The following is a 25,056-nucleotide window of genomic DNA, read 5'->3' as shown; positions in this document are numbered from 1 at the left end:
CCGCGAACGTGTAATACCGCTTCGCCGACACAGCGCCCGTGTCACCGTCCAGCGTGATCTCCTGCCCCGGCAGGTAGACAGTCGTGTCTCCGTCCTGGGTACGGACCAAACGGTCACCATCAGCCGAGTACACGAACTCATCCGACTCCGACTCCGCAACGGAACCATCACCGTTCTCATCGGAAGAGACACTCGCCAGCTCACCCTCAGCGTCCCAGGTCAGCACTTGTTCCGCAGCCCCCGCCACCGTGCGACCAGTCATGTTGCCGGCACCGTCATACGCGAACGACGAGACACCCAGCTCAGTCCCCGAACCACTCTTAGCGGTCACCGACGTCACCGCATGCGGCCGCACCGAATCCGCGCCAGAAGCCGGCCGAGCATAGGTGCTCGCCACGTCCCCACCCGCGGCAGCCGTGCGATGGAGCACGCTCGCGGTCCGGTTACCCAGCACGTCGTACGAGTACGACTTCCAGTACGGATCCGCGCCCCCAAGGCCCGCCACAGTCCGGTTCGACGGCGCACAGTCACCGTTCTGCGGGGTCCACGCATTGGTCAGCCGACGTGCCCAGTCGTAGGTGAAGCACTGCTGGTCGGAGGGCCGTCCACCTAGGGCAGGGTCAGGCGTGTCCTTGACGGACAGCACGTTGCCGGCGGCATCGTAGCTGTACGAGGCGTGCTGCAGGTCATGCAGCTCGTCCTCGGCGTTCCCCGTCTCCAGTGTGGTCGTCACGCTCTCCAACCTGCGCGTGCCTACCCCGTAGTACATCGCCTGCTGGTAGTCATAGGTGTTCCCGGTTCGCAGCCATGAGGTCTCGCCCGTGGGCAGATAGTCCGCCCCAAGTACGTAGGCCCCTGCCCCGAATCCACCGGTCAGCCCATCGGCAGCGTTTGTGGCCGAGAAGAAGGTCGTCAGCGACTCACGACCCAGCCCGCCGGCAGCCGGCACAGACTGCCACCGCACTCGGCCGTCCTCGGTGTACAGCAGTTCGGTGGTGTAATCACCGGAGAGGGCACCCAGGCTGTCGGGAATCGACATGGTCTGCCCCGTGGGCTGGTACCGATCGGTGTAGCCCGTGATGCTGGTCGTGTACTCCACGCCATCAGCCGTTCGGGTGCTGGAGGCAAGCTGCCCCTTCACCGTGCTCCCGTTGCCGAGCAGGTCGTAGCTCCAAGAGGCGCGCTTGGCACCCGTCGGCGAATCATCGCGCAACGACGTCTTGCGCCCCAGCGCGTCGTAGGTGTACCCGAGCTTCTCACCGCGCGCATCCGTCGAGGTGACCACCTGGCCGGCGTCGTCATAGACCGTTGCGCTGTCACCCTTGTCCGGATCGGATGCCGAGACCTGTCGGCCCCGCAGGTCATACCCGTAGCTCCACATGTTGCCTTCCGGATCGGTCACCTTCTTCAGCCGGTCCGCGTGGTCGTAGGTGTAGCTGGTGACATGGTGTGTACCCGTCAGCGAGGCGCCCGTGTACTGCCTCAGCTCGGTCGTGTTGCCCCGAGCGTCGGTGAGCGTCGTGGTCGGCACGCCCCCTGTCGGCGGGTTCACGTCGGTCCGGTCGCCGCTGTGCGCCGTCGTCGTGGTCCACTTCTCGAGGTAGCTGGTGTTGTTGTCGGGCTTGGTGCCTTCGCCGACCTGGAACGTCTCGCTGATCGCTCGACCGGCTCCGTCGTACCGCGTCAGAACGCGTGAATCCACCGCAGCGCTCGACGTGAGCAGGGTCGTCACCGCCGCACCGGTAGCACTCCACCCGTCGCGGACCATCTGTGCCAGGCCACGGGAGTCGTAGAACGACTCGGAGATCACCCGCCCAGCCTCCGATGCCGACGCGGACGGCGACTGGGACTGCCGCTGACGCAGCAGGCCGTCGTAGATCACGCGCGAGGCCACATATGCCGAGCCGTCGTGGTTCAGCGTCTCCGTCTTGACCGCGTTCATGCCGCTGGACCGCACCATGTAGAGGTACTTGGTGTTCGGCGTATCGGTCCCCTGCACGCGCCCAGGCTCCCACACCTGCCTCAGCCGGCCCAGACCGTCGTACGTACCCGAGGTGACCTTGTCGTTCGGGTCCGTGATCTTGACGGGCACGCCCAACACCGGGTCCAGGTCGGTGACGGACCTATGCGCCGTCAGGGCGCCGCTGCCATCCGGATCGGGAGACGTGACTGTGGTCTTCGTCGTCAGCCCGGTGCCGTTGTAGTACTCCACCTCCTGGTGCAAGGTCACGCGACCGCGCACCGGAGCCGTGCCGACCTCGGCCGAGTCATAGGCGAACCGCTCGTCGCTGATGACATCGGCCGGCCGCGGCCCCCACCGAAGCACCCGGGATCTTTTCGGCAGGACCATGTGTTCTTATCGTCGTCAGTGCACGTGCTCTACGAGGAGGCCCCATGCCCGCGCCCATCGACCCGTCGGACAAGATCGCGCAGTACGCCCACCCGGAACGCCTCGTCAGCACCGCGTGGCTGGCCGAGCACCTGAAGGACCCCGGGATCGTCGTGGTGGAGTCCGACGAGGACGTGCTGCTCTACGAGACCGGCCACATCCCGGGCGCCGTGAAGGTCGACTGGCACACCGAGCTGCAGCACCCCGAGATGCGCGACTACCTCGACGGCGCGGCGTTCGCCGCCCTGATGGGCAGCAAGGGCATCACCCGCGACACGACCATCGTGCTGTACGGCGACAAGAACAACTGGTGGGCCGCCTACACAGCCTGGGTGTTCACGCTGTTCGGGCACACGGACGTCCGACTGCTCGACGGCGGCCGCGGGCTATGGAGCGCCGAGGGCCGCGAGCTGACCACGGACGTCCCGGCCCCCGCGCCGGTCGACTACCCGGTCGTGGTGCGCGACGACAGCACCATCCGTGCCTTCCGCGAGCAGGTCCTGGCGCACCTGGGCAACGGCCCGCTCGTCGACATCCGTTCCCCGCAGGAGTACACGGGCGAGCGCATCGCCATCCCGGACTACCCGGAGGAGGGCGTGCTGCGCGGCGGCCACATCCCGACGGCGCGCAACGTCCCGTGGGCGACGGCCGTCGCCGAGGACGGCACGTACAAGACACGCGAGGAGCTCGAGGCGATCTACACGGCCGGCCTGGGCATGAGCCCCGACGACGCCGTGATCACCTACTGCCGCATCGGCGAGCGTTCCAGCCACACCTGGTTCGCGCTGACCTACCTGCTCGGCTACACCGACGTGCGCAACTACGACGGCTCCTGGACCGAGTGGGGCAACGCGGTGCGCGTGCCGGTCGCCACGGGCAGCGAGCCGGGCGCCGTCTGACCCGTCCGTGAGGTGCTGACCGGTCAGGCGCGGCCGAACTCCTTGCGGAGCTCGTCCTTGGCGCGCTCCAGGACCTCGCGCTGGTCCGCGTCGAGCTCCTTGCCGGCGCGGTTCACGTAGAACGTGAGCATCGACATCGCCGAGCGGTACGGGGAGCTCTTGCGCCGGTCGCTCGACTCCGCGGACCGCTTGAGGGACCTGGCGATGCGCGCCGGGTCCTTCCACGTGAAGACGCCGTCCTCCAGGTCCAGGGCGTCGCTTCCCTCGGTGACGTCCTGGGACCAGCGCTCGCCGTCCTGGTCGGACCCCTTGCCCGACCGCTTCTTCTCGGCCATACATCAACCGTACGACGCCGCCCGGTGGCTCGCTCGAGCCCTGCGGGCGGTGGGAGGATGAACAGATGAGCACCAACGACGTCGACCTGCCCGAGGCCCTCGCCGAGCTGCGGGACGCCTTCCTGGAGACGCCGGAGCGCGACCGGCTCCAGCTGCTGCTGGAGGTGTCGCGCGAGCTTCCGCCGCTGCCCGCCAGGTACGCGGATGCTCCCGAGCGGCTCGAACGGGTCCAGGAGTGCCAGTCCCCCGTCTACGCCTTCGCCGAGGTGGACGACGCCGGGGTGGTCGCCTTCCACGCGAGCGCACCGGAGGAGGCGCCCACCACACGAGGCTTCGCCTCGATCCTGGCGCAGGGGCTGACCGGCCTGACCGCACAGCAGGTGCTGGACGTGCCCGAGGACTACCCGCTCCAGCTCGGCCTCACCAAGGTGGTCAGCCTGCTGCGGCTCAACGGCATGGCGGGCATGCTGACCCGCGCCAAGCGCCAGGTCCGGGAGCAGCTGGCCGCCGCGGAGGCCTGACCCCTTCTATGCGGCCTATCCGGCGTGCAGCCGGTCGCGGAGCCACGGGATGCAGGCCTCCGCCTGGATCCGCTGGAACGCACGCAGGTGCGGGATGCCGGGCGGCGGGTCCAGCAGCGAGCCGCGCGCGAAGTAGGCGGTCAGCACCGCCACCCACACGGTGACCGCCTCGGCATCAGTCCCAGCAGGCAGCGGCGTGCGGTCCAGGACCTGCTGCGGGGTGGGACCTCCGGCGCCGCGCACGGCCGGGAGCATGCCGATCTGGTCCAGGAACGCCGCGCCACGCGCGGCGTACGGCCAGTCCACGGCCACCGCGTCCTCGACGCCGTCAGCCTGCCGGGCGATGAGCGCGTTGTCGGCGCGCAGGTCGCCGTGCACCAGGTGCGGACCCGCGGACGCCTCCTCCTGTCGCTCCGGCGAGGCGATCTCGGCCAGCCGGTCCAGGTTCTCCGCCAGCCACGGGTCGTAGGTCGCCAGGCCTTCCGGACGCTCGTCGGCCAGCAGGGCCGGATCGGGCAGCACCTTGCCGCCGAAGTCCGGGAACACACCGCCCTCCCGCACCTCGTGCTCGGCGATGCGGCGGGCCAGCCGCTGCAGGCGGTCGAGGTCGTCGAGATCCCACGGCTCGGCCCGTGGTGCCCGCCCGCGGACGACGTCGGAGGCGACGATCACCCAGGCAGGTTCTGCTCCCGCGGGTTCGGGCAGCTCCATGCTCCAGCGGAAGGCCGGCGCGGGGACGCCGTCGGGCAGAGCCGCCGCACGCTGCGCCTCCTGGCGGTGCAGGCGCGCCGCGACCTCGTGCTCGGTGGAGGCGACCTTCACGAAGACACTCCCGGCCGCTGTCCTCAGCGTGAGCGCCCAGCCGGGCGAGTAGCCGCCATCGTGCGACGTCCAGCCCGCGACCGGGCCACCGAGCCGGGCGACGACGGCGTCCCGGACGTGGGTGGGGAGGTCGGGCCAGGTGGGTCGGACGCGGGTCATGCGGCGATCATGCCAACCGCCCACGCTGCCTGACGAGCGCATTGATGGCTTCGTCGACGGCAACGGGCCCGTGAGAAGATGGGGGCACATGACGGAAGGTCAGTCGTGCTGACTCCGACACCTTCGACTCGTTCTGGAGCACGTCATGGCCGCTGTCCGCTGGGCCGAACGCGGAGCCCCCTTCTCCGCCCGCTGGCACTCCGAGAACGACACCCCCGCGCCATCCCGCGTGGTCGTCGTCGACGACGGCACCACCGCCAAGGCCGCCTACCGCCTGGCACGCGGCGGCACCGGCCTGCTGTGGCGGGGCGACTTCCACAACGCCCGGCAGCTGCTGCGCGCCATGGACCGCCTGCACGAACGGTCCCGCTCCGCCCGGACCCGGGGCAGCACAACACTTCACGACCCCGCCGGGAACGGCACGGCCGCGCTCTTCCACAGCCACCGCGCGGAGCGTGCCGAGCGAGCCCGCCTGCTCGGGAGCCTGCTGGTCCTGCTCGAGCCGGACCACACCCTGGCGCTGCGCCGGGCGCCCGACGTCCGCGAGGCTGCCGACCACGCCTACGGCACGGCCGGCAACGGGGTCGACTGCGCAGCGGACGGCCACGGCGAGCCCGGCGGGACGTGCGTCGCGCTCACCGAGCTCGTCGGGGTCCTCAGCGCCTACCAGTGGCATCTGCAGGGCGTCGAGATCGGTGCGTTGGGCGCGCGCATCCACCCTGCGTACGGCGTCTTCTCCCCCGTGCGTGGCGAGTACGTCGACCTGGTCGCGGACACGCCCTTCCCCGGTGGGGAGGCGCCGACGGTGGCCTTCGACCTCGGTACCGGGACCGGTGTGCTCACGGCGGTCCTCGTCCGCCGCGGAGCAGGGCTGGTCGTCGCCACCGACATCAATCCCCGGGCGGTGGCCTGCGCCCGTGCGAACGTCCGCCGCCTCGGGCTCGCCGAGCGGGTGCAGGTCGCCGAGGCCGACCTGTGGCCGGACGGCCGGGCCGACCTTGTCGTGTGCAACCCGCCGTGGCTGCCCGCCCGCCCGACCTCGGCCCTGGAGCTCGGGATCTACGACGCCGGCTCCGACCTGCTCCACCGGTTCCTCGACGGCCTCGCCGAGCACCTCCTACCGGCGGGCGAAGGCTGGCTCGTCCTCTCGGATCTCGCCGAGCACCTCGGGCTGCGGACACGCGACGAGCTTCTCACCCGCATCGCCGACGCCGGGCTGCGGGTCGCCGGCCGGCACGACACGACGCCGCAGCACCCGAGAGCCCAGGACGCCGCCGACGCGCTGCACGAGGCACGACGGCGCGAGGTCACGTCCCTCTGGCGACTGATCCGGGACTCCTGACCTGGACGATCGTCCTGTATCACCACTGTGATGTCTGGGTTACGGGCATTCCTGTCGCTCTGCCGCAGAGTTCGATCCTGGAATGTCTTGTTTCATTCCGTGAATGCGTCGATGCGTTCCGATTGACAGGGTGAAAAGGCCGTCGGACTCTTCTTTGTGGTGAACACACGTGTGTGCTCCACCGCTGTTTCAACGGAGCTATTCGAGGGGAAACACCATGATCCGAGGATTCCGTGCAATCAGTCGTGCTGTCGTGACCACCGCCGTCTCGGCGGCCATGGTCTGCGCAGCCACAACAGGTGCGAGCGCACTGGTGCCGACCGACGCCGACAAGCCCGCGGCAGCGGTCACCGCTACCGACCCGGTGCCGGACGTCGCGGCCGAGACCCAGGCCGAGACCGAGGCCGCTGCAGAGGTCGCCGCCGAGGCCGAGGCGCCAGCTGACGCCGCGGCGGAGGCCGAGGCGGACGTCGCGGCGGAGGCAGAGGCGGACGTCGCGGCGGAGGCCGAGGCAGACGCAGCAGCCGAAGCCGAGGCGGATGTCGCGACCGAGGTCGAGGCAGACGCGGCAGCCGAGACCGACGTAGCGGCCGAGACCGCGACGGACGCCGAGACCGACGTCACGACCGAGGCTGACACCGCCGCGGCAACCGCGACGGATGTCGCGGCCCAGGCCGACGTCACCACCGAGACCGACCCGGTGCCGGACGTTCCGGTGGACAACCCCGTGCCCGACGTCCCCGTGGACGGTCTGCCCGACGTCCCCGTGGACAACCCGGTGCCGGACCTTCCGGTGCCGCTCCCCGTCCCGGCCCCGGCCGGTCTGCTGGACACCGTGCTCGGTGCGGTCGACGGCCTTCTCTCCTCGCTCCTCGGCCTCCTCACCGGCGGCCTTCCCGTCCCGCTCCCGGTTCCGGTGCCCGGAGTGTGACGAACAGTCCCCTTCAGCGTGCCGGACGTCGCCAGCACGGCCGGTATATGACGCCTTTTCCGCCAGCCGTTCGCGAACGGTGGGGCTGGTGACAAAAGGCTACGGTGAGGCCCTTTCCCGGATTCCGGGAAAGGGCCTCATTGCTGGGTGAACGACACATCAAAGCATTTCACCAGAGGTGGACGGGCGACCTTCACCGGTCGCTCGTGATGCTCTGTGCGATCCGCCGTACCGCCTCGTGCAGCCGGTCCGGGGTGTTCGCCGCATAGCCGATCACCAGGCCCGACGGCCCGTCCCCCAGCCGGTGCGCCGAGAGCGGCTGCACCCGCACCCCTGCCTGGCCCGCTCGGCGGGCCACCGCGGCGTCGTCCGTGCCGGGCACGGTGACCAGCAGGTGCAGGCCGGCGGCCACCCCGTGGGCGGTGCCGTCGGGCAGGTGAGCGGCGAGTGCCGCGAGCAGGGCGTCGCGGCGGGCGCGGTGCCGCCGTCGGACCTGACGGAGGTGCCGTTCGAACCCGCCGGTCGTGATGAAGTGCGCCAGCGCGAGCTGGGGCAGGGCCGGGCTGGCCAGGTCGGTCCAGTAGCGCGCCTCCACCAGCTCGGCCTGCAGCGCGGCGGGGGCGAGCAGCCAGCCGAGGCGGATGGCGGGGGCGAGCGACTTGGACACGCTGCCGAGGTGGACCACGTGGTCGGGTGCGAGCGCGCGCAGCGCCGGGACGGGCGGACGGTCGTAGCGGTGCTCGGCGTCGTAGTCGTCCTCGATGACCAGCCGTCCGGGCCGGCGGCCAGGGTCTGAGCGCGGGGCGGCGCCCGCCCACGCGACCAGCTCCCGGCGCCGGTCCGGGGCGAGCACCACGCCCGTGGGGAACTGGTGCGCCGGGGTGACCAGCACGGCATCGACCCCGGTCCGGCCGAGCGCGGCCACGTCGAGGCCGGCACCGTCCACGGGAACCGGGACCGGCTCCAGTTCCCACCGTCGCAGGTGCTCGCGCGCGCCGTAGGAGCCCGGGTCCTCGAACCCGATCCGGCGGATCCCCTGTGCACCGAGCGCGCGGGCGAGCAGCACGAGGCCCTGCGAGACGCCGTTGACCACCAGGATGTCGTCGGGGTGCGCGCGGATTCCCCGGGTGCGTGCGAGCCAGCCGGCCAGCGCCTCGCGGAGCGCGGGCAGGCCCCGCGGGTCGCCGTACCCGAGCTCGCTCGACGCGAGCCCGGCCAGCGCCGACCGCTCGGCGCGAGCCCAGGCGGCGCGAGGGAACGCGGACAGGTCGGGCAGGCCGGGTGACAGGTCGATCAGGTCGGCGTCGGCGTCCCGGGCCGGCGCGGCGGTCAGGTCGGGCAGGACACCCGCCAGGCCGGACGCCGCGGCCTGGCGCGCACCGGCGTCGGGCCGCTCCCGTGGGGCCGACGGCGGGGCCTGGGCCGGAGCCCACGCCGCGCGGACCGTCGTGCCGCCTCCGTGCCGGCCGGACAGCAGGCCCTCATCGGTGAGACGCCGGTAGGCGTCGACCACCACGCCGCGCGAGCAGCCGAGCTGGCCGGCCAGGACGCGCGTCGCGGGCAGCCGGTCGCCCGGCGCGAGCCGGCCGTCGGACACCGCGTCCCGCACCGCCTCGGCCAGCCACGCGGTGAGGTTCCCCCGGCCGGCCTGTGCGGGGTCGAGCTGGAGAAAGTCGGCCCCGCGCATCTTGGTCCCTTTGATCGTCGTGATCTTGGCTCTGTCAGATATACCAAACCCCGAGCAGGCTCGCGGTCATGACAACCAGGACGCCACCGGGCGTGCGGGCCGAGACGCACGCCGGAACCGAGCCCACGCCGTCGGCACGATGGACCGGGCCGCTGTACGCGGGCCTCGGCATGGCGCTGGTCGGCAGCCAGGTGGCGGTCTCGGGTGTGCTCGCCGACGCCCCGCTCTTCGCGGTGCAGGCGGTCCGGTACACGCTGGCCGCCCTGGTGCTGCTCGTGGTCCTGCGGTGCACCGGGCGATCGGTCCCGGTACCGCGCGGGCGGGAGTGGGCGTGGCTGGCGGGCGTGGCGCTGACCGGGCTGGTGCTGTTCAACGTGGGAGTGGTGCGCGGCGTCGCGCATGCCGAGCCCGCGGTGATCGGCGTCGCCGTCGCGGCGGTGCCCATCCTGCTGGCCCTGGTGGGGCCGCTGCTCGGACGCACCCGGCCGACGCCGGTGGTGGTCGTCGCAGCGGTGGTGGTGACGCTGGGCGCCGTCCTGGTGACCGGGGGCGGGCACTCCGACGCCACGGGGCTGGGCTACGCGCTGCTGACGCTGCTCTGCGAGGCCGGCTTCACGCTGCTGGCGGTGCCGGTGCTGCGCCGGCTCGGGCCGTACGGGGTCTCGCTCCATGCGGTCTGGATCGCGGCGGTGGCGCTCTGGGCCCTGAGCCTCGCCACGGAAGGGCCGGACGCCGTCCTGACGCTGCGCGCGGAGCACGTGCCCGCCACGCTGCACCTCGCCCTGTCCGTCACGGTGGTGGCGTTCCTGCTCTGGTACACGGCGGTCGGGCGGATCGGGCCCGGGCGCGCCGGGCTGTTCACCGGCGTGGTGCCCGTGGCGTCGGCGGTGGGCAGCGTGCTGCTGGGCGGCCCGGTGCCGGGACCGGTGGTGTGGGCCGGGGTGGGCGTGGTGGTCGTCGGCGTCGTGCTCGGTGCTCAGCCCACGGGCCGCGGGTCCCGACCCAGGAGGCGAAGGGCGTCGAGCCACCCGTCGTCGCCGCGTTCGGCCAGCGGTTCCCCGAAGACGCCGGGCGACCCGCCGGGCCGGCTCGCGATCCGTCGGGCGAGGCCGAGGACGAGCTGGGTGACGACGTCGTCGGGGCGGTAGGTCTCGCCGAGCGTCGCGGCGACGTCCCAGGCGTGGACCGCGGTGTCGAGCAGGTGCATGCTGAGCGCGTCGGCCGCGGTCACGTCGATGTCGAACTCGACGAGGTGCGCGGTGGCGTTCTCGCCGGCCGCGCTGAACGCGGCGCGCAGCGCCTCGGCGGACGCCTCCCACGCGCCGACGGCGTTCGCCGGGGTGACATCCGGCCCGGCGTAGGCCTCCGCTTCCGCGTCACCGGTGGCGACGGCGGCCGCGAAGCCGCGGTTCTGGCCGATCATGTGCGACAGCAGGTCCGCCAGGTCCCAGCCCTCGCACGGTGTCGCGATCCCGAGCTCGCCGTCGGCCGCCCGTTCGACCAGCCGGCTGGTGTCGGCGAGAGCACCGTCGTGCTGAACACGCATGTCCGAATAAGTAAGCATGAGTAGACGATACACCACGGTAGATCATATGAAGGTGGTTAGGATCGCCAGGTGGAGCGACCTGAGCTTGGCTACCTGCTGTCCCGGCTGGTGCGGGAGGCGGCCGCCCGGGAGGAGCCGATCCTCGCGGACGCCGGGCTGCGGATGTGGGACTACGCGGTCCTCAGCGCCCTCACGGAGAGCTCCGCACCGACCCAGGCCCAGCTGGCGGCCGCCACCGGGCGGGACAAGACACGGTTGATCGGCAACCTCGACCAGCTGGAGCAGCTCGGGCTCGTCACCCGCGAACCGGATCCCACGGACCGTCGTAACCGCATGGTCTCCCTCACCGCCGAGGGACGACGGGTCCTCGACCGGTGCCGGGCCGCCATCCGGGAGATGGAGGACGACCTGCTGCGTGACGTTCCGCAGGGCGACCGGGAAGCCTTCGAACGGGTGCTCACCCGGCTGGTCGACTCGCTGGGCTGACGCCCGCACGGGGTCACACCTCGAACCGGTACCCCGCGCCCGGGTGCGTGAGGATGTGGCGGGGGTGCGAGGGGTCCCGCTCCAGCTTGCGCCGCAGCTGCGCCGTGTAGACGCGCAGGTAGTTGGTCTCCGTGGAGTAGGCAGGGCCCCAGACCTCGTGCAGCAGCAGCTTGCGGTCCACGAGCCGGCCACGGTTGCGGACGAGGACCTCCAGCAGCGCCCACTCCGTGGGGCTCAGCCGCACGCCGGCCCCTGCGCGGGAGACCTGCCGGCGCGCCAGGTCGATCCGCAGCTCGCCCGCCGTGACCACCGGTTCCTCCGCCTGGGCCGGCTCCGCCCGCCGGACGGCGGCACGCAGCCGGGCGAGCAGCTCGTTCATCGCGAACGGCTTGGTCACGTAGTCGTCGGCGCCGGCGTCGAGGGCGTCCACCTTGTCGTCGCCGAGCTGCCGCGCGGACAGGACCACGATCGGCACACGCGTCCAGCCCCGGATCCCGGCGATGACGTCGAGGCCCGGCATGTCGGGCAGGCCCAGGTCGAGCAGCACCACGTCCGGCCGGGCGGACGACACGGCGTCCAGGCCTGCCGCGCCCGTGGGCGCGACCGTCACGTCCCAGCCGTGCGCCCGCAGGTTGATGGCCAGGGCGCGGGCCAGCGCGGCGTCGTCGTCCACCACGAGCACGCGGTTGCCCGACGCCGCCGCGCGCTCGCCCCCGCCGTCCAGCTCTGTGCTCACCGATCCATCCCATCACGCTCCGCGTCCCGTGCACGCGGCACGGTGAGCACCATGGTGAGGCCGCCGCCCGGCGTGTCCTCGGCCGCGATCCGGGCGCCGACGGCGGACGCGAGCCCTGACGCGACGGCGAGGCCCAGCCCGAGCCCGTCGGCGCTCGTGTCGTCGAGGCGCTGGAACGGCTCGAACATGGTCGCCTTGCGGTCGTCGGGCACGCCGGGGCCGGCGTCGGCGACCCGCAGCTGCACGGAGTCCCACGCCGCGGAGGCCGTGACCAGCACCTTCGCGTCCGCCGGGGAGTGCCGCACGGCGTTGGAGACGACGTTCGCCACGACCCGCTCGAACAGGCCGGGGTCGGTGTGCACGAGCGGCAGGTCCTCGGGCACGTCGAGCGCGAGCCGCGACAGCCACGGCTCCACGGCGATCGGCACCACCTCCTCGAGCGACGCCGCGCGCAGCGCCGGCCGCACCGCGCCGGTCTGCAGGCGGGACAGGTCCAGCAGGTTGCCGATGAGCCGCTCCAGCCGGTAGGTCGAGTCGGCGATGGTGGCCGTGAGGGTGTCGCGGTCCTCCCGGTCGAGCTCGACGTCGGGCGAGCCCAGGCCGTCCACGGCTGTACGGATCGCCGCGAGCGGGGTGCGCAGGTCGTGCGAGACCGCGGCGAGCAGCGCCGTCCGGGTGCTCTCGGTCTGCTCCAGCACCTCCGCCTGCGCCGCCTGCTCGCGCAGCCGCCGGTGCTCGAGGACGATGCCGGCCTGCGCCCCGAACGCCTCGACCACCTGCCGATCGCTCGCCGGGAGCACCCGCCCGGCCAGGACCAGCCGGTGCCGGTCGTCGATCGCCACCTCGGTCACCGGACCGTCCGGGTCCGGCCCGGAGCCCCGCGACTCGTGCGCCACGACCGACCACGGCGCGCGGTCGCCCGCACGTTCCTCCAGGCGCACGTCGGCCATCGCGAAGGTCTGCGCCAGCCGCTGCACGATCGCCTGGGCCGTGTCCTGGCCGGACAGCACCGAACGCGACAGCGCCGCCAGCGTGGACGCCTCGGCACGCGCCCGGTAGGCCTGCGTGGTGCGCCGCGCCGCGAGGTCGACCACGGACGCCACGGCGACCGCGACCACGACGAACACGGCCAGGGCGAACACGTTCTCCGCCTCGGCGATCGTCCACCGGCCCGTCGGCGGCGTGAAGAACCAGTTGAGGCAGAGGTTCGAGACCACGGCGGCCACGACGGCGGGCCACAGCCCGCCGATGAGCGCGACCCCGACCACCCCCGCCAGGAGCAGCATGGCGTCGGTAGCGAGCGCCACGTCGTCCCGGCCGATCAGCAGCAGGATCGCCGTCAGGGCCACGGGCAGCACCACGGACGAGCCCCAGCCGGCGGCCCTGCGCCCCGCCGACAGCGACGAGTACCGGGACCCGACGCCCACGCCGATGCGCGCCCGCTCGTGCGTCACCAGGTGCACGTCGATGGCACCCGACAGGCGTGCGATCTCCGCGCTGGAGGACCCGAGCAGCGCCTGGCGCCACACGCTGTGCCGGGACACGCCCACCACGATCATCGTCGCGTTCACCCCGCGCGCGAAGTCCACGACGGCGGACGGTACGTCCTCCCCCACCACCGTGTGGAACGTCCCACCCAGCGACTCCACCAGCGTCCGGTACGCACCGATCGTGGCCGACGGCGTGGCCGGGAGACCGTCCGTCGGCAGCACGTGCACCGCGAGCAGCTCGGTGCCCGCGGCACGCTGCGCGATGCGCGCACCCCGGCGCAGCAGCGTCTCCGTCTCGGGCCCGCCGGTCACCGCCACGACGATGCGCTCGCGGGCCGGCCAGGTGCCGTCGATGGAGTGGTCGGCGCGGTACCGGGTCAGGGCGTCGTCGACACGGTCGGCGAGCCACAGCAGGGCCAGCTCGCGCAGCGCGGTCAGGTTGCCGACGCGGAAGAACGACGCCATCGAGGCGTCGATCTGCTCCGCCCGGTACACGTTGCCGTGCGCGAGCCTGCGGCGCAGCTGCTCGGGCGAGAGGTCCACGAGCTGGATCTGGTCGGCGTCGCGCACCACCTGGTCGGGCACGGTCTCGCGCTGCCGCACGCCGGTGATCGCCTCGACGTCGTCGGTCAGCGAGGCGAGGTGCTGCACGTTGACGGTGGTGACCACGTCGATGCCGGCGTCGAGCAGGTCCTGCACGTCCTGCCAGCGCTTGGGGCGCGCGGACCCGGGGGCGTTCGTGTGCGCGAGCTCGTCCACGAGGGCGACCTGGGGCGCGCGCTCCAGCACCGCCTCGACGTCGAGCTCCGTGAGCGTGGTCCCGCGGTGCTCGACCTGCCGGCGCGGGACCAGCTCCAGGTCCCTGATCCGGTCGATCGTCGCGGCCCGGCCGTGGGTCTCGACGAGGCCGATGACGACGTCGGTGCCCCGCGCGCGGCGTCGGCACGCCTCGTCGAGCATGGCGTAGGTCTTGCCCACGCCCGGGGCCGCCCCGAGATAGACGGTGAGGCGGCCCCGGCGTCCGGTGGTCATGGCCTCAAGTCTGCGACATCGAGGGCGAGGTTGAGCTCCAGCACGTTCACGCGGGGCTCGCCGAGCACACCGAGGTCGCGTCCGGCGGTGTGCCGCGCCACCAGGTCCGCGACGTCGGTGTCGGACAGGCCGCGCTCCCGTGCGACGCGCGCCACCTGGATCGCGGCGTACGCGGGGCTGATGTGCGGGTCCAGGCCCGAGGCCGACGCCGTGACGGCGTCAGGCGGGACGTCGGCGGCGGCCACACCCTCCGCCGCGGCGACCGCGGCCTTGCGCCCCTCGATCGAAGCGACCAGGCCCGGGTTGAGCGGGCCCAGGTTGGACCCGCCGGACGCGAGCGTGTCGTGCTCCCCCGCCGACGGCCGCGGGTGGAAGTACTCCGCGCCGGTGAACCCCTGCGCGACCAGCGCCGAACCCACCGCGTCCGAGCGCGAGGTGGTGGGGCCGCCGTCGGACCGGACGAGCGAGCCGTTCGCCTGCCAGGGGAAGGCGACCTGCCCGACGGCGGTCATCGCGAGCGGGTAGGCCAGCCCCGTCACGAAGGTGAAGGCGAGCAGCATGCGCAGCCCCGCCAGCGAGTGGCGGGTCAGCGTCGCGAGGTCGCTCGCCGCTGTGGTCGGTGCCATGTCAGATTCCTTTGTGTGGTGGTTCAGGCTGCTGGGGGCCGGGCTGCCGGAGGGCCGGGCTACAGGCCCGGGAGCAGCGAGACGACGAGGTCGATGAGCTTGATCCCGACGAACGGGGCGACCAGGCCGCCCACCCCGTAGATCAGCAGGTTGCGCCGCAGGAGGGCCGACGCCGACGCCGGCCGGTACCGCACCCCGCGCAGCGACAGCGGGATGAGGGCAAGGATGATGAGCGCGTTGAAGATGACGGCCGACAGGATCGCCGAGCCAGGGCTGGCCAGGCGCATGACGTTCAGCGCGTCGAGCTGCGGGAACACCGTCACGAACATGGCGGGCAGGATCGCGAAGTACTTCGCGATGTCGTTCGCCACGGAGAACGTGGTCAGCGCACCGCGCGTGATGAGGAGCTGCTTGCCGATCTCCACGATCTCGATGAGCTTGGTGGGATCGGAGTCCAGGTCGACCATGTTGCCCGCCTCCTTCGCGGCGGACGTACCGGTGTTCATCGCGACGCCGACGTCGGACTGGGCGAGCGCCGGGGCGTCGTTGGTGCCGTCCCCGGCCATCGCGACCAGCCGGCCGCCCTCCTGCTCGCGGCGGATCAGGGCGAGCTTGTCCTCGGGCGTGGCCTCGGCCAGGACGTCGTCCACCCCCGCCTCGGCGGCGATGGCCCGCGCCGTCACCTGGTTGTCGCCCGTGACCATCACCGACCGGATGCCCATGGCGCGCAGCTGGTCGAACCGCTCGCGCATGCCCTCCTTGACCACGTCCTTCAGCCGGACGACGCCGAGCACCCGCGCCGGCGCCTCGCCCACCTGCTCGGCGACGACGAGCGGCGTGCCACCCTCGCCGGCCACGGCGTCCACGAGGGCGGCGAGCTGCTCGCCGTCCGCGGCGGAGACCTGCGCGCCGGTGCCGCGCACCCACAGCTCGACGGCGCTGCCCGCGCCCTTACGGATGCGGCGGACGCCGCCGGTCGCGCTCGCAGGCAGATCGACACCCGACATCCGCGTCACCGCGCTGAAGACCACGAGCTCGGCCCCGTCCGGCAACCCCACCCCACCTGTTGAGTGCTGGGTATGTGTGGGGTCAGCGGGCTCCGACCCCACAGATACCCCGCACTCAACGGAGGGGTGGTGGGCGTCGACGAGCTCGACGATGCTGCGCCCCTCCGGGGTCTCGTCGGCGAGCGAGGCGAGGCGCGCCGCCACAGCGAGCTCCCGCGGCGTCGCGCCAGCCACCGGCAGCACCTCCGTGGCACGCCGGTTGCCGTAGGTGATGGTGCCGGTCTTGTCGAGCAGCAGCACGTCGACGTCACCGGCGGCCTCCACCGCACGACCCGACATCGCCAGCACGTTGCGCTGCACCAGCCGGTCCATCCCCGCGATGCCGATGGCACTGAGCAGCGCACCGATGGTGGTGGGGATCAGGCAGACCAGCAGCGCCACCAGGACCAGCAGCGACTGCCGCGAGCCCGAGTACACCGCGAACGGCTGCAGCGTCGCCACCGCCAGGAGGAACACGATGGTCAGCGACGTGAGCAGGATGTTCAGCGCCACCTCGTTCGGCGTCCGCCGGCGCTCGCTGCCCTCCACCAGGGCGATCATCCGGTCGACGAAGGTGGAGCCGGCGGGTGCGGTGATGCGCACGACCACCTGGTCCGAGAGCACCACCGTGCCTCCGGTGACCGCCGACCGGTCGCCGCCCGACTCCCTGATCACCGGGGCCGACTCGCCGGTCACGGCGGACTCGTCCACCGACGCGACCCCCTCGATCACGTCGCCGTCGCCCGGCAGGGTCTCCCCCGCCGCCACGACCACGACGTCACCCACGCGCAGCGTCGACGACGGCACCTCCACGGTCGGCAGGTCCATGCGCGAGCGCGCCGCCGGCGTGTCCTGCGCGGCGACCACCCTGCGCGCCGTCGTCTGCTTCTGCGTCGCGCGCAGCGTGGACGCCTGCGCCTTGCCGCGCGACTCGGCCACCGACTCCGCGAGGGTCGCGAAGAACACCGTGGCCCACAGCCACACCGCGATCCACCCGGCGAACACGCCCGGCTCCACCACCGCGAGGACCGTCGTGACGACGGCGCCCACCTCGACCACGAACATGACGGGCGAGGTGTACAGCACGCGCGGGTCGAGCTTGCGCAGCGCTCCCGGGAGCGCCGACCGCACCTGCGCCCACGTCAGGGCGCGCGGCGTCGTGCGCTGCGCGGCGCGGGGCTCCCCGGCGCCGGTCGTCGGGGACCCGGGCGCGGCGGAGCCGGCCGGGGCATTCCGGATGTCGATGGTCATGACAGGGACTCCACAACGGGACCGAGGGACAGGACGGGGATGAAGGTGAGGCCCACGACGACGATCGCCACCGCGGCCAGCAGGCCCGCGAACAGCGGGCGGTGCGTCGGCAGGGTGCCCGACGTCGCCGGGACCGTCGTCTGGCTCGCGAGCCGGCCCGCCAGAGCCAGCACCAGGGCTATCGGGACGAAGCGCCCCGCGAGCATCACCAGGCCCTGCGCCACCTCGTAGAACGGGGTACCGGTGGTCAGGCCGGCGAACGCGGACCCGTTGTTGTTGGCCGCCGACGCGAACGCGTACAGCACCTCCGACAGGCCGTGGGGGCCAGGGTCCTGGACACCCGCCAGCCCCGGTTCGACCACCACGGACACGGCCGTGCCGACCAGCACGAGCGCCGGCACCGTCAGCACGTACAGCGCGACGATCGTCATCTCCGGGCGGCCGATCTTCTTGCCCAGGTACTCCGGCGTGCGGCCCACCATCAGGCCCGCGACGAACACCGCGACCACGGCGAGCACGAGCATCCCGGACAGCCCCGCGCCCACCCCACCCGGCGCCACCTCGCCCAGCAGCATGTTGAACAGCAGCATCCCGCCGCCCGGCGCCGGGAACGAGTCGTGCATCGAGTTCACCGACCCCGTCGAGGTCGCCGTCGTCGACACGGCGAACAAGGCGCTCGCCGCGAGCCCGAACCGGGTCTCCTTGCCTTCCATGGCGGCGCCCGCCGCCTGGGGCGCCGCGCCGGGGCCGGCCATCTCGGCCCAGGTGGTCAGTGCCAGCGACGCTGCCCACAGCCCGGCCATGACACCGAGGATCGCCCAGCCCTGCCGCCGGTCGCCGACCATCAGGCCGAACGCGCGCGGCAGGGTGAACGGGATGACCAGCAGCAGGAAGATCTCGACGAGGTTGGTGAGCGGCGTCGGGTTCTCCAGCGGGTGCGCCGAGTTCGCGTTGAAGAAGCCGCCGCCGTTGGTACCCAGGTCCTTGATGGCCTCCTGGGACGCGACGGGCCCGCCCAGGACATGCTGGGAGGCCCCTTCGACGGTGCGGAGCGCGGTGTGCGGGTCGAGGTTCTGGATGACGCCGGACGCCATGAGGACGACCGCCGCGACGGCGGAGAGCGGCAGCAGGACGCGGACGACGCCCCGGGTCAGGTCGGACCAGAAGTTGCCGATGCGGGCGTCGGTGCCGGAGCGGGCGAAGCCTCGTACCAGAGCGATGGCGACGGCCATGCCGACGGAGGCCGAGACGAAGTTCTGCACGGCGAACCCGGCCATCTGCAGCAGGTGCCCCGCCGCTGCCTCGCCCGAGTACCACTGCCAGTTGGTGTTCGTGGTGAAGCTGACCGCACTGTTCCAGGCGCCGGCCGGGTCGAACCCGGCGAGACCCAGGCTCCACGGCAGGTGGGCCTGCAGACGCTCGAGCCCGTACAGGAAGAGGACGGACACGAGCGAGAAGCCCAGCAGCGACATCAGGTAGGTGGTCCAGCGCTGCTCGGCGTCCGGGTCGACCCGCACGACGCGGTACCAGAGCCGCTCCGCCCGCAGGTGGTTCGGGCTGGTGTAGGTGCGCGCCAGGTAGGCGCCGAGGGGCGCGTGCACGGCGGCGAGCGCGGCGACCAGCACGAGGATCTGCGCCACTGCCGCGACGACCGGGCTGAGGACAGCGGTGTGCACGCCGATCACCGCGTCCGGTCGGCGCGGATCAGCGCCACGAACAGGTACACGAGGCCCGCGAGGGTGAGCGCCAGGCCCACGGCGTCGAACGGGTTCACTTCCGCCTCCCCGAAGGGTCGAGGGCGGGCTCGTGCGCGGCGGGCTCGTGCGCGGCGGCGCGGCGCGCCACCACGGCCACCGCGGCGAAGAACGCCATGGTCAGGAGGATGAAGGCGAGATCGGTCATGACACCGGTCTATGCCCGACGGCGACCGGTGGCGGGCCTCTTTGACGGAACGTTGACGGCGGCCCTGGCGACGCTGACGCCCTTCTGATGCCGCACGCGTCGTTGGTCATGGCTCGGACATACGTGGTGCTGTTCGAGCGGTGGCAGCTCCGCAAGAGGGCTCATTCTTCTGCTGATGGCAGAGGGCGTGCCGCTCGACGCGCCATGCGAACAGGTGTGCGATATTTTGGTGGCATGACATCAGCGGGAGGTGCACTGGGAGCGGGCTGGCGGCCCGTCGGGTCGGTGCTGCCCCCAGCCGGGAGCGGATCCGTCTCCGGGGGCGTTCCTGCGGTGGTGCGAGCGGCTGATGTGCGGGCGCTGCGGGAGTACCTGGCCGGGATGATCCTGCCAGGCGGTACTGACACCGCGTCGTCGGTTTCGAAGACGACGCAGGCCGAGTGGGTGGACCTGCTCGGTGAGCTCGAGGCGGTGAAGAACACGGTCGCCGCGGCGCAGGGCCGGTTGGCGGTCGCGTTGGACGAGGCGACGAAGGCCGAGGAAGTCGAGCACGGGGTGCGGGCGCAGCGGCGTGGTCGTGGTGTGCCGAACCAGGTCGGGGCGGCGCTGCGAGTCAGCCCGCACGCGGGCGGCTCGTTCCTGGGTGTGGCACGGGTGTGGGTGACGCAGATGCCGCACACCTTCGATGCTCTGCGCACGGGTGTCCTCTCGCAGTGGCGGGCGACCCTGCTGGTGCGGGAGACGTCGCACCTGGGTGTGGAGGACCGGGCGCGGATCGACGAGGAGCTCTGCGGACCGGCGAACCGGGCAATGTTGGCGTCGATGGGGACGCGCCGGTTGGTCGCGCGGATCAAGGAGCTCGCGGGCCAGCTGGACGTGCATGCGTGTGTGAAGCGGAACGCGAAGGCTGCCTCACAGAGGTGTGTCTCGGTGCGTCCGGCGCCGGACCTGATGGTGTACCTGACCGCACTGGTACCCATGCAGCAAGGTGTGCAGGCGTACGCGCAGCTGAAGAAGCACGCCGAGGCAGCCAAGGCGACCGGTGACGAGCGCGGGGCGGGGCAGATCATGGCTGACACCCTGATCGAGCGCGTCACGGGCCGTGGGCCGGGTGCGGCTGACGAGGTGCCGGTCACGCTCAATCTGCTGGTCTCCGACCAGACCCTGCTGACCGGTGGTGACCAGCCCGGCGTGGTCGTGGAGGGCATGCCTTCGGGCGCGGGCATCGTCCCGGCCCCTGTGACCCGGAACCTAGCCGCGCAAGGGATCGACGCGGGCGCTGCGTGGCTGCGGGCGATCTATGTCGATCCGAAGGGTCGGTTGCTGGCCACGACGTCGAAGGCGCGGTTCCACCCACCGGGGCTGGCGGATCTTTTGCGCGTCCGGGAGCAGGGCATCTGCGCCACGTCATGGTGCGACGCCCCGGTACGGCATATCGACCACGTCACCCCGCATGCCGAGGGCGGTGAGACGAGCCTGGACAACGGGCAAGGGCTCTGCGTGCGGTGCAATCATGCGAAGCAGGCACCGGGGTGGCGGCAGAAGACCACCGAGATCAACGGCCGCCACGCGGTCGAGACGACCACACCGACAGGGCACACGTCCGTCTCCGTCGCGCCCCAGCCTCCCCGGCCGGCCCGTGACACCGCACCAGGGCACAAGTCCGTCTCCATCACGCCCACGGCACTGGAACCGGCCACGGGGCAGGAGGACGCGCCGACCGCACCCGAACGCTCTGCACCCGTGGCAGAGGGGATCCAAGAACGCCCCCGGCAACCGGTACCGGCGTGGACCCCGGCCGTCGGCATGGGCAACCCGAGCGGACGCGTCCCGCGCAGCCGCTACACGATCGGCTGTGCTGCACCGCGTCTGCGGGGCGCGATCGCCTACCGGCCGCCCGGCCAGCGCGGGCTGACCCGCCCCAGGAACCGGCGACGGGCCAGGCCGGATCTAACCTGGGCGGCAGACGACACGATCTACCGGGCCAGGGCCGGGTTTGCGGCAGCTACCGCGCGCGCCACCTCGATCGGGCCCGGCTGGGTGCCGTCGGAGAGGACGGACAACGCCACGTGATCAGCGCCGGCGTCCAGGTGTGCCCGCACACCCGCGACGATCGCGTCGGCGTCACCGACGGTCGCCACAGCGTCGACCAGCTCGTCGCTCACGTCGGCGATGTCACGGTCACCGAAGCCCATCCGGCGCATGTTCGCCGCGTACCCACCGACGTTCAGCAGGAAGCCCAGCATCCCGCGCACGGTCTGCCGGCCACGGTCCACGTCGGTGTCCAGCACGACCGGCTGGTGCACCACCAGCGTCGCGTCCGGACCGAGGATCTCCCAGGCCCGCGATGTGACGCCGGGCGTCACCAGCATCATGATCGCGCCCGCCGCCCGCTCGCGGGCGAGCTCCAGCTTGCGCGGGCCGAGCGCCGCGACGAGCCGGCGACCGGCAGGTACCGGCACGCCCGTCGCGTCCAGCTCGTCGAGGAACGCGCGTAGCCCGGCCAGCGGCCGGGCCTCCCGCTGGGAAGCACCGAAGCCGGCGACGAACCGTGCCGCCTCGCCGTCGTCCAGGAGGCTAACGAGTCGAGCGACATCCGCGGCCCCGTGGAGGTCCAGCGGGATGATCGCCGGGGCGACGGCCACCTTCTCCGTCGCGCGCAGCAGCTCGACCAGCGGCTCCAGCGACTCCAGCTGCCCACCGGGCAGCCACAGCGTCGAGATCCCCAGCCGCTCGGCCTCAGCGGCCTCCTCGATGTGGGCGCGGTCGTCCGCCACGTTCAGCACCAGGCCCAGTCGTCCCAGCTCGAGCTCACTCATCAACGGCTCCCTCGCAGATCGCGGCCGGCAGCCGCTCGTCATGTCCGGCACGACGCTAGAACCTCAACCAAACCTGAGGTCAAGCTTCGCGGCAGGAAACGCGAAAGTGCGCCGCCACCCAGCGGCCCGGCCCGAACCGTCTCGAGCGTTTCGGGCCGAATCACGGGGCAGAAGCGCACTTCCGGTCTGACGACGCTCCGTCAGAAGTCGAAGAGGTTCTCCAGGAAGGACTCCTTGCGCTTCTTCTTGTAGCGCGGGTCGTACCGGCGGTCGCCGTCGTACCGGCGGTCACGGTCCTGGTCCCGGTCGTAGCGACGGTCGTCGTCGCGGCGACGGTCGTCGTAGCGCGGGTCGTAGGCCGGCTGCGGGGAGCCGTAGGGACCCGCCTGCACAGGGTTCGGCACGGGCGGGGCCATCGGTGCTGGGGCCCCGGGAGCCGACGGCGCCGGCCGGTTCTCGGCCGCGATCTCCGTCTCGACGGAGCGATCGATGACCTTGTCGAGCTCACCGCGGTCGAGCCACACGCCACGGCACGTGGGGCAGTAGTCGATCTCGATCCCCTTGCGCTCGGACATGACGAGCGTGGTCTGGTCGATGGGGCACAGCATCGTGTGGTCTCCTTGCGGTCGTCGTCTGCCGGTCACCCAACGGACGGGCCGGTCGTACGGTTCCGTGGCGCCCTGGTCAGGTGCCAGGTCCCGCGTGGAGCCTCACATTCTCATGAGACCCGGGATCGCCCAACAGCGAGAGCCCTGAGTAGACGACGCTCGCCGTACCGCCGTCCTGGGCCGCCACGACCGCCCACACGATCGCGGCGACGAGGACCAGCGCCGCGAGGACCGCGAACGTGATCTTCCAGGCCGACCACGGACGCTCGCCCACCACCTCGGCGGTGCGTGCGTTGACCAGCACCTGGAACGGCTTGCCGCCGTACAGGTACGTGGCGATCCACACGGGCAGCAGCAGGAGCTTGTACGTCACCTCGAAGTAGCTCGTGTCGACGCGGTGCACCCGCTGCACGTCACCACCGATGTCCCGCTCGCAGTCGTTCTCGATGACCGGCGCCATCTTCCCCTTGGCGGCGTCGAGCCCGGCCTCGGGCTCGACGTCGTACCGCAGGGTCTCGTAGCCCGCGAGGTAGTCCGGCTGGTACGCCGCCGCCTGCTCCAGCGGCCACGGGCTCAGCTTGGCCAGGTGCTCGGGCATGACCCGCCGCGTCCCCGCCACCAGCACGTCGTCGAAGTCCCGCGCCACCGTGCCCCTGGCGGGGTACCAGCGCGTCTTCTGCACCTGCCGGGTCTGGGTCTGGCTGCGCCCCTCGGAGTCGGTGGTCGTGTACGTCTCGGTGACCCAGTAGTGCTCGCCGCGCTGGCCCGTGTAGTCGGACCGGGTCTGCGCGTCGAACGTCCAGTGCGGCAGGTAGACGCCGTGCGCCTGCTCGGCGGACACCACCTTCTTGAGCGCCGACGGCGCGAACCACCGCGAACGCACCCACTTCTGCAGCGCGCTCTGCATGGCCGGCCGGTCGACGCCGAACGGGAGCACCGCCTCCGGCTGGACCAGCCCGAGCCCTTCGACCTCCGCGACCATCGGCGACCCGCAGAACCCGCACTTCTGCGACAGGTGGTCGCTGGTCGTCATGGCCCCGCACGTGCCGCAGCGGTAGTCGTGCGTCGCCGGGGCGGCCGGACGCTGCATCGCGGCGAGGGCCGCGAAGTCGTGCTCGCGCACCTCGCCACCGGCGGGTACGACCTGCTGCGCGTGCGAGCAGTACGGGCAGGTCAGCGTCCCGGTCCCGGCAGCGAACTCGACGCTGGCCCCGCACTGCTCGCACGGGTAGGAACGGTGGGCGGTCGTACCGCCCTCGGTGAGCTCCGCCATCCTCAGGCCTGCGGCGGGAGGGGCGGCGGGGTCGCGCCGAGGTGCTTCGCCACGTCGGGCACCGACGACGCCGGCTCCCAGCTCGCCATGCCGGCGCGCCAGATCAGCGTGCCGGGCGTCAGCGTGCCGGCGGCGGCCTGGGCGGCCAGAGCGGCGTCGTCGAACGGGCCGGTCTGCGCGCCACCGTTGCCGAGGTACCAGCCGGGCATCGGCGGCGGGCCCGATGCCGCGACGGGCTGGGCGGGCTGCGCCGGCGCGGCGGGCGTGGGCGGCACGATCGCGTTGCCCACCGACTGCCCGAGCCCCATGCCGATCACGGCGCCGGCGCTGCCACCGCCGTCGGCCGCGGCCTCCATCGCCTGGCCGGCCTGGAACTGCTGGAAGGAGGCCATGCTGCCCACGGTGCCGGACGAGACGATGCCCATGGACGTGCGCTTGTCGAGCGCCTGCTCCACCTCGGGCGGCAGGGAGATGTTCTCGATGACGAAGTTCGGCACCGAGATGCCGAGCCCCGCGAGCTCCTCGGTGAGCTTGACGGCGAGCTGGTCGCCGAGCCGCTCGTGGTGGGCAGCGAGGTCGATCACCGGGATGCCGGCGGACGCGAGCGCGCTCGCCAGGTGGCTCACGACGTTCTGCCGCAGGTACTCGTGCACCTCGTCGGTGCGGAACTGCGGGTCGGTGCCGACCAGCTCGCGCAGGAGCTTCTGGGGGTCGACCACGCGGGCGGCGAACGCCCCGAAGGCGCGCAACCGCACCATGCCCAGCTCCGGGTCCCGCATCATGACGGGGTTCTTGGTGCCCCACTTGAGGTCGGTGAACTGGCGGGTGCTGACGAAATACACCTCCGCCTTGAAGGGCGAGTGGAAGCCGTGCTTCCAGCCCTTCAGCGTCGAGAGCACGGGCAGGTTCTGGGTCTCGAGCGTGTAGGTGCCGGGCTCGAACACGTCGGCGATCAGGCCCTCGTTGACGAAGACGGCGGCCTGCGACTCGCGGACGACGAGCCGGGCACCCATCTTGATCTCGTTCTCGTAGCGCGGGAACCGCCACACGATGGTGTCGCGCGTGTCGTCGAGCCATTCGACGATGTCGACCAGCTCACCCTTGATCTTGTCCAGCAGGCCCATGACGTGCTCCTCGTTCGCTCCTACCCGGGACG

22 protein-coding genes and 1 pseudogene are annotated in these 25,056 nt (G+C 72.2%); 7 read left to right on the top strand and 16 right to left on the bottom strand.

What is annotated here, in order from left to right; translation table 11 throughout:
* On the bottom strand, window positions 1–2,350 hold a 2,350-nt coding region (locus LUM46_RS09195; RefSeq protein ID WP_274993508.1), incomplete at its 3' end, for an RHS repeat domain-containing protein.
* Window positions 2,351–2,394: 44 nt separating this feature from the next.
* On the opposite strand from LUM46_RS09195, the gene LUM46_RS09190 reads away from it, so the two are divergent.
* On the top strand, window positions 2,395–3,288 hold the full coding sequence (locus LUM46_RS09190; RefSeq protein WP_274993507.1) for a sulfurtransferase: 894 nt from the start codon (window positions 2,395–2,397) through the stop codon (window positions 3,286–3,288).
* A gap of 23 nt (window positions 3,289–3,311) precedes the next feature.
* Here LUM46_RS09190 and LUM46_RS09185 read toward each other — a convergent pair whose 3' ends face one another.
* Window positions 3,312–3,623, bottom strand: a complete 312-nt coding sequence (locus tag LUM46_RS09185) for a DUF3175 domain-containing protein (RefSeq protein ID WP_274993506.1) — start codon at window positions 3,621–3,623, stop codon at window positions 3,312–3,314.
* 65 nt (window positions 3,624–3,688) lie between these two features.
* On the opposite strand from LUM46_RS09185, the gene LUM46_RS09180 reads away from it, so the two are divergent.
* A complete protein-coding gene (locus LUM46_RS09180) occupies window positions 3,689–4,144 on the top strand; it encodes a SufE family protein (RefSeq protein ID WP_274993505.1) in 456 nt (151 codons plus the stop codon).
* Between the two features lie 15 nt (window positions 4,145–4,159).
* On the opposite strand, the gene LUM46_RS09175 is transcribed toward LUM46_RS09180, so the two are convergent.
* Window positions 4,160–5,125 carry a phosphotransferase family protein gene (locus LUM46_RS09175; protein ID WP_274993504.1) on the bottom strand — a complete coding sequence of 322 codons (966 nt, stop codon included), beginning with the start codon at window positions 5,123–5,125 and terminating at the stop codon, window positions 4,160–4,162.
* A gap of 145 nt (window positions 5,126–5,270) precedes the next feature.
* Here LUM46_RS09175 and LUM46_RS09170 point away from each other — a divergent pair, with 145 nt between their 5' ends.
* Window positions 5,271–6,467: a class I SAM-dependent methyltransferase gene (locus LUM46_RS09170; protein ID WP_274993503.1), complete on the top strand. Its 1,197-nt coding sequence runs from the start codon at window positions 5,271–5,273 to the stop codon at window positions 6,465–6,467.
* A gap of 253 nt (window positions 6,468–6,720) precedes the next feature.
* Window positions 6,721–7,398: a hypothetical protein gene (locus LUM46_RS09165; RefSeq protein WP_274993501.1), complete on the top strand. Its 678-nt coding sequence runs from the start codon at window positions 6,721–6,723 to the stop codon at window positions 7,396–7,398.
* Window positions 7,399–7,591: 193 nt separating this feature from the next.
* Here LUM46_RS09165 and pdxR read toward each other — a convergent pair whose 3' ends face one another.
* Window positions 7,592–9,085, bottom strand: a complete 1,494-nt coding sequence (pdxR, locus tag LUM46_RS09160) for a MocR-like pyridoxine biosynthesis transcription factor PdxR (protein WP_274993500.1) — start codon at window positions 9,083–9,085, stop codon at window positions 7,592–7,594.
* A gap of 68 nt (window positions 9,086–9,153) precedes the next feature.
* On the opposite strand from pdxR, the pseudogene LUM46_RS09155 reads away from it, so the two are divergent.
* Window positions 9,154–9,996, top strand: a pseudogene (locus LUM46_RS09155) (DMT family transporter); the annotation flags it as partial.
* Window positions 9,997–10,061: 65 nt separating this feature from the next.
* Here the strand turns inward: LUM46_RS09155 and LUM46_RS09150 are convergent.
* Complete coding sequence (locus LUM46_RS09150; RefSeq protein ID WP_274993498.1) at window positions 10,062–10,649, bottom strand: TIGR03086 family metal-binding protein; 588 nt, start codon at window positions 10,647–10,649, stop codon at window positions 10,062–10,064.
* A gap of 51 nt (window positions 10,650–10,700) precedes the next feature.
* Between LUM46_RS09150 and LUM46_RS09145 the strand changes: the two genes are divergently transcribed.
* On the top strand, window positions 10,701–11,117 hold the full coding sequence (locus LUM46_RS09145) for a MarR family winged helix-turn-helix transcriptional regulator (RefSeq protein ID WP_274993497.1): 417 nt from the start codon (window positions 10,701–10,703) through the stop codon (window positions 11,115–11,117).
* Window positions 11,118–11,130: 13 nt separating this feature from the next.
* On the opposite strand, the gene LUM46_RS09140 is transcribed toward LUM46_RS09145, so the two are convergent.
* The 7 genes from LUM46_RS09140 to LUM46_RS09110 are packed head-to-tail and all read right to left on the bottom strand — an operon-like array spanning window position 11,131 to window position 19,200.
* Window positions 11,131–11,853, bottom strand: coding sequence for a response regulator (locus LUM46_RS09140; RefSeq protein ID WP_274993496.1), 723 nt, complete (start codon window positions 11,851–11,853; stop codon window positions 11,131–11,133).
* The gene (locus LUM46_RS09135) at window positions 11,850–14,375 is read right to left on the bottom strand and encodes a DUF4118 domain-containing protein (protein WP_274993494.1); all 2,526 of its coding nucleotides are present in this window, start codon (window positions 14,373–14,375) and stop codon (window positions 11,850–11,852) included. The genes LUM46_RS09140 and LUM46_RS09135 overlap by 4 nt, the downstream gene beginning before the upstream one ends.
* On the bottom strand, window positions 14,372–15,001 hold the full coding sequence (kdpC, locus tag LUM46_RS09130; RefSeq protein ID WP_274993493.1) for a potassium-transporting ATPase subunit KdpC: 630 nt from the start codon (window positions 14,999–15,001) through the stop codon (window positions 14,372–14,374). Before kdpC ends, LUM46_RS09135 begins: the two co-directional genes overlap by 4 nt.
* 59 nt (window positions 15,002–15,060) lie before the next feature.
* On the bottom strand, window positions 15,061–17,298 hold the full coding sequence (gene kdpB, locus LUM46_RS09125; protein WP_274993492.1) for a potassium-transporting ATPase subunit KdpB: 2,238 nt from the start codon (window positions 17,296–17,298) through the stop codon (window positions 15,061–15,063).
* Complete coding sequence (gene kdpA, locus LUM46_RS09120; protein ID WP_374727006.1) at window positions 17,295–18,980, bottom strand: potassium-transporting ATPase subunit KdpA; 1,686 nt, start codon at window positions 18,978–18,980, stop codon at window positions 17,295–17,297. The genes kdpB and kdpA overlap by 4 nt, the downstream gene beginning before the upstream one ends.
* Complete coding sequence (locus tag LUM46_RS09115) at window positions 18,980–19,072, bottom strand: potassium-transporting ATPase subunit F (RefSeq protein WP_274993490.1); 93 nt, start codon at window positions 19,070–19,072, stop codon at window positions 18,980–18,982. Before LUM46_RS09115 ends, kdpA begins: the two co-directional genes overlap by 1 nt.
* Window positions 19,069–19,200: a hypothetical protein gene (locus LUM46_RS09110; RefSeq protein WP_274993489.1), complete on the bottom strand. Its 132-nt coding sequence runs from the start codon at window positions 19,198–19,200 to the stop codon at window positions 19,069–19,071. Before LUM46_RS09110 ends, LUM46_RS09115 begins: the two co-directional genes overlap by 4 nt.
* A 381-nt stretch (window positions 19,201–19,581) precedes the next feature.
* On the opposite strand from LUM46_RS09110, the gene LUM46_RS09105 reads away from it, so the two are divergent.
* The gene (locus tag LUM46_RS09105) at window positions 19,582–21,273 is read left to right on the top strand and encodes an HNH endonuclease (RefSeq protein WP_274993516.1); all 1,692 of its coding nucleotides are present in this window, start codon (window positions 19,582–19,584) and stop codon (window positions 21,271–21,273) included.
* Here LUM46_RS09105 and LUM46_RS09100 read toward each other — a convergent pair.
* From LUM46_RS09100 to LUM46_RS09085, 4 genes are all read right to left on the bottom strand, one after another.
* Window positions 21,177–22,019 (bottom strand): TIGR03620 family F420-dependent LLM class oxidoreductase, encoded by an 843-nt coding sequence (locus LUM46_RS09100; protein ID WP_274993488.1) that lies wholly within the window; start codon window positions 22,017–22,019, stop codon window positions 21,177–21,179. The two genes, LUM46_RS09105 and LUM46_RS09100, sit on opposite strands and share 97 nt — an antisense overlap.
* A 200-nt stretch (window positions 22,020–22,219) precedes the next feature.
* A complete protein-coding gene (locus LUM46_RS09095; protein ID WP_274993487.1) occupies window positions 22,220–22,627 on the bottom strand; it encodes a TFIIB-type zinc ribbon-containing protein in 408 nt (135 codons plus the stop codon).
* Between the two features lie 76 nt (window positions 22,628–22,703).
* Entirely contained in the window at window positions 22,704–23,900 is a 1,197-nt protein-coding gene (locus LUM46_RS09090; protein WP_274993485.1) for a TFIIB-type zinc ribbon-containing protein, read from the bottom strand.
* A gap of 2 nt (window positions 23,901–23,902) precedes the next feature.
* Entirely contained in the window at window positions 23,903–25,024 is a 1,122-nt protein-coding gene (locus LUM46_RS09085; protein ID WP_274993484.1) for an SPFH domain-containing protein, read from the bottom strand.
* Between the last annotated feature and the right edge of the window lie 32 nt (window positions 25,025–25,056).

The sequence above is a fragment of the Promicromonospora iranensis genome, assembly GCF_028994805.1.
Classification (GTDB): Bacteria; Actinomycetota; Actinomycetes; order Actinomycetales; family Cellulomonadaceae; genus Promicromonospora; species Promicromonospora iranensis.
This window is presented reverse-complemented; position numbering and strand designations above follow the sequence as displayed.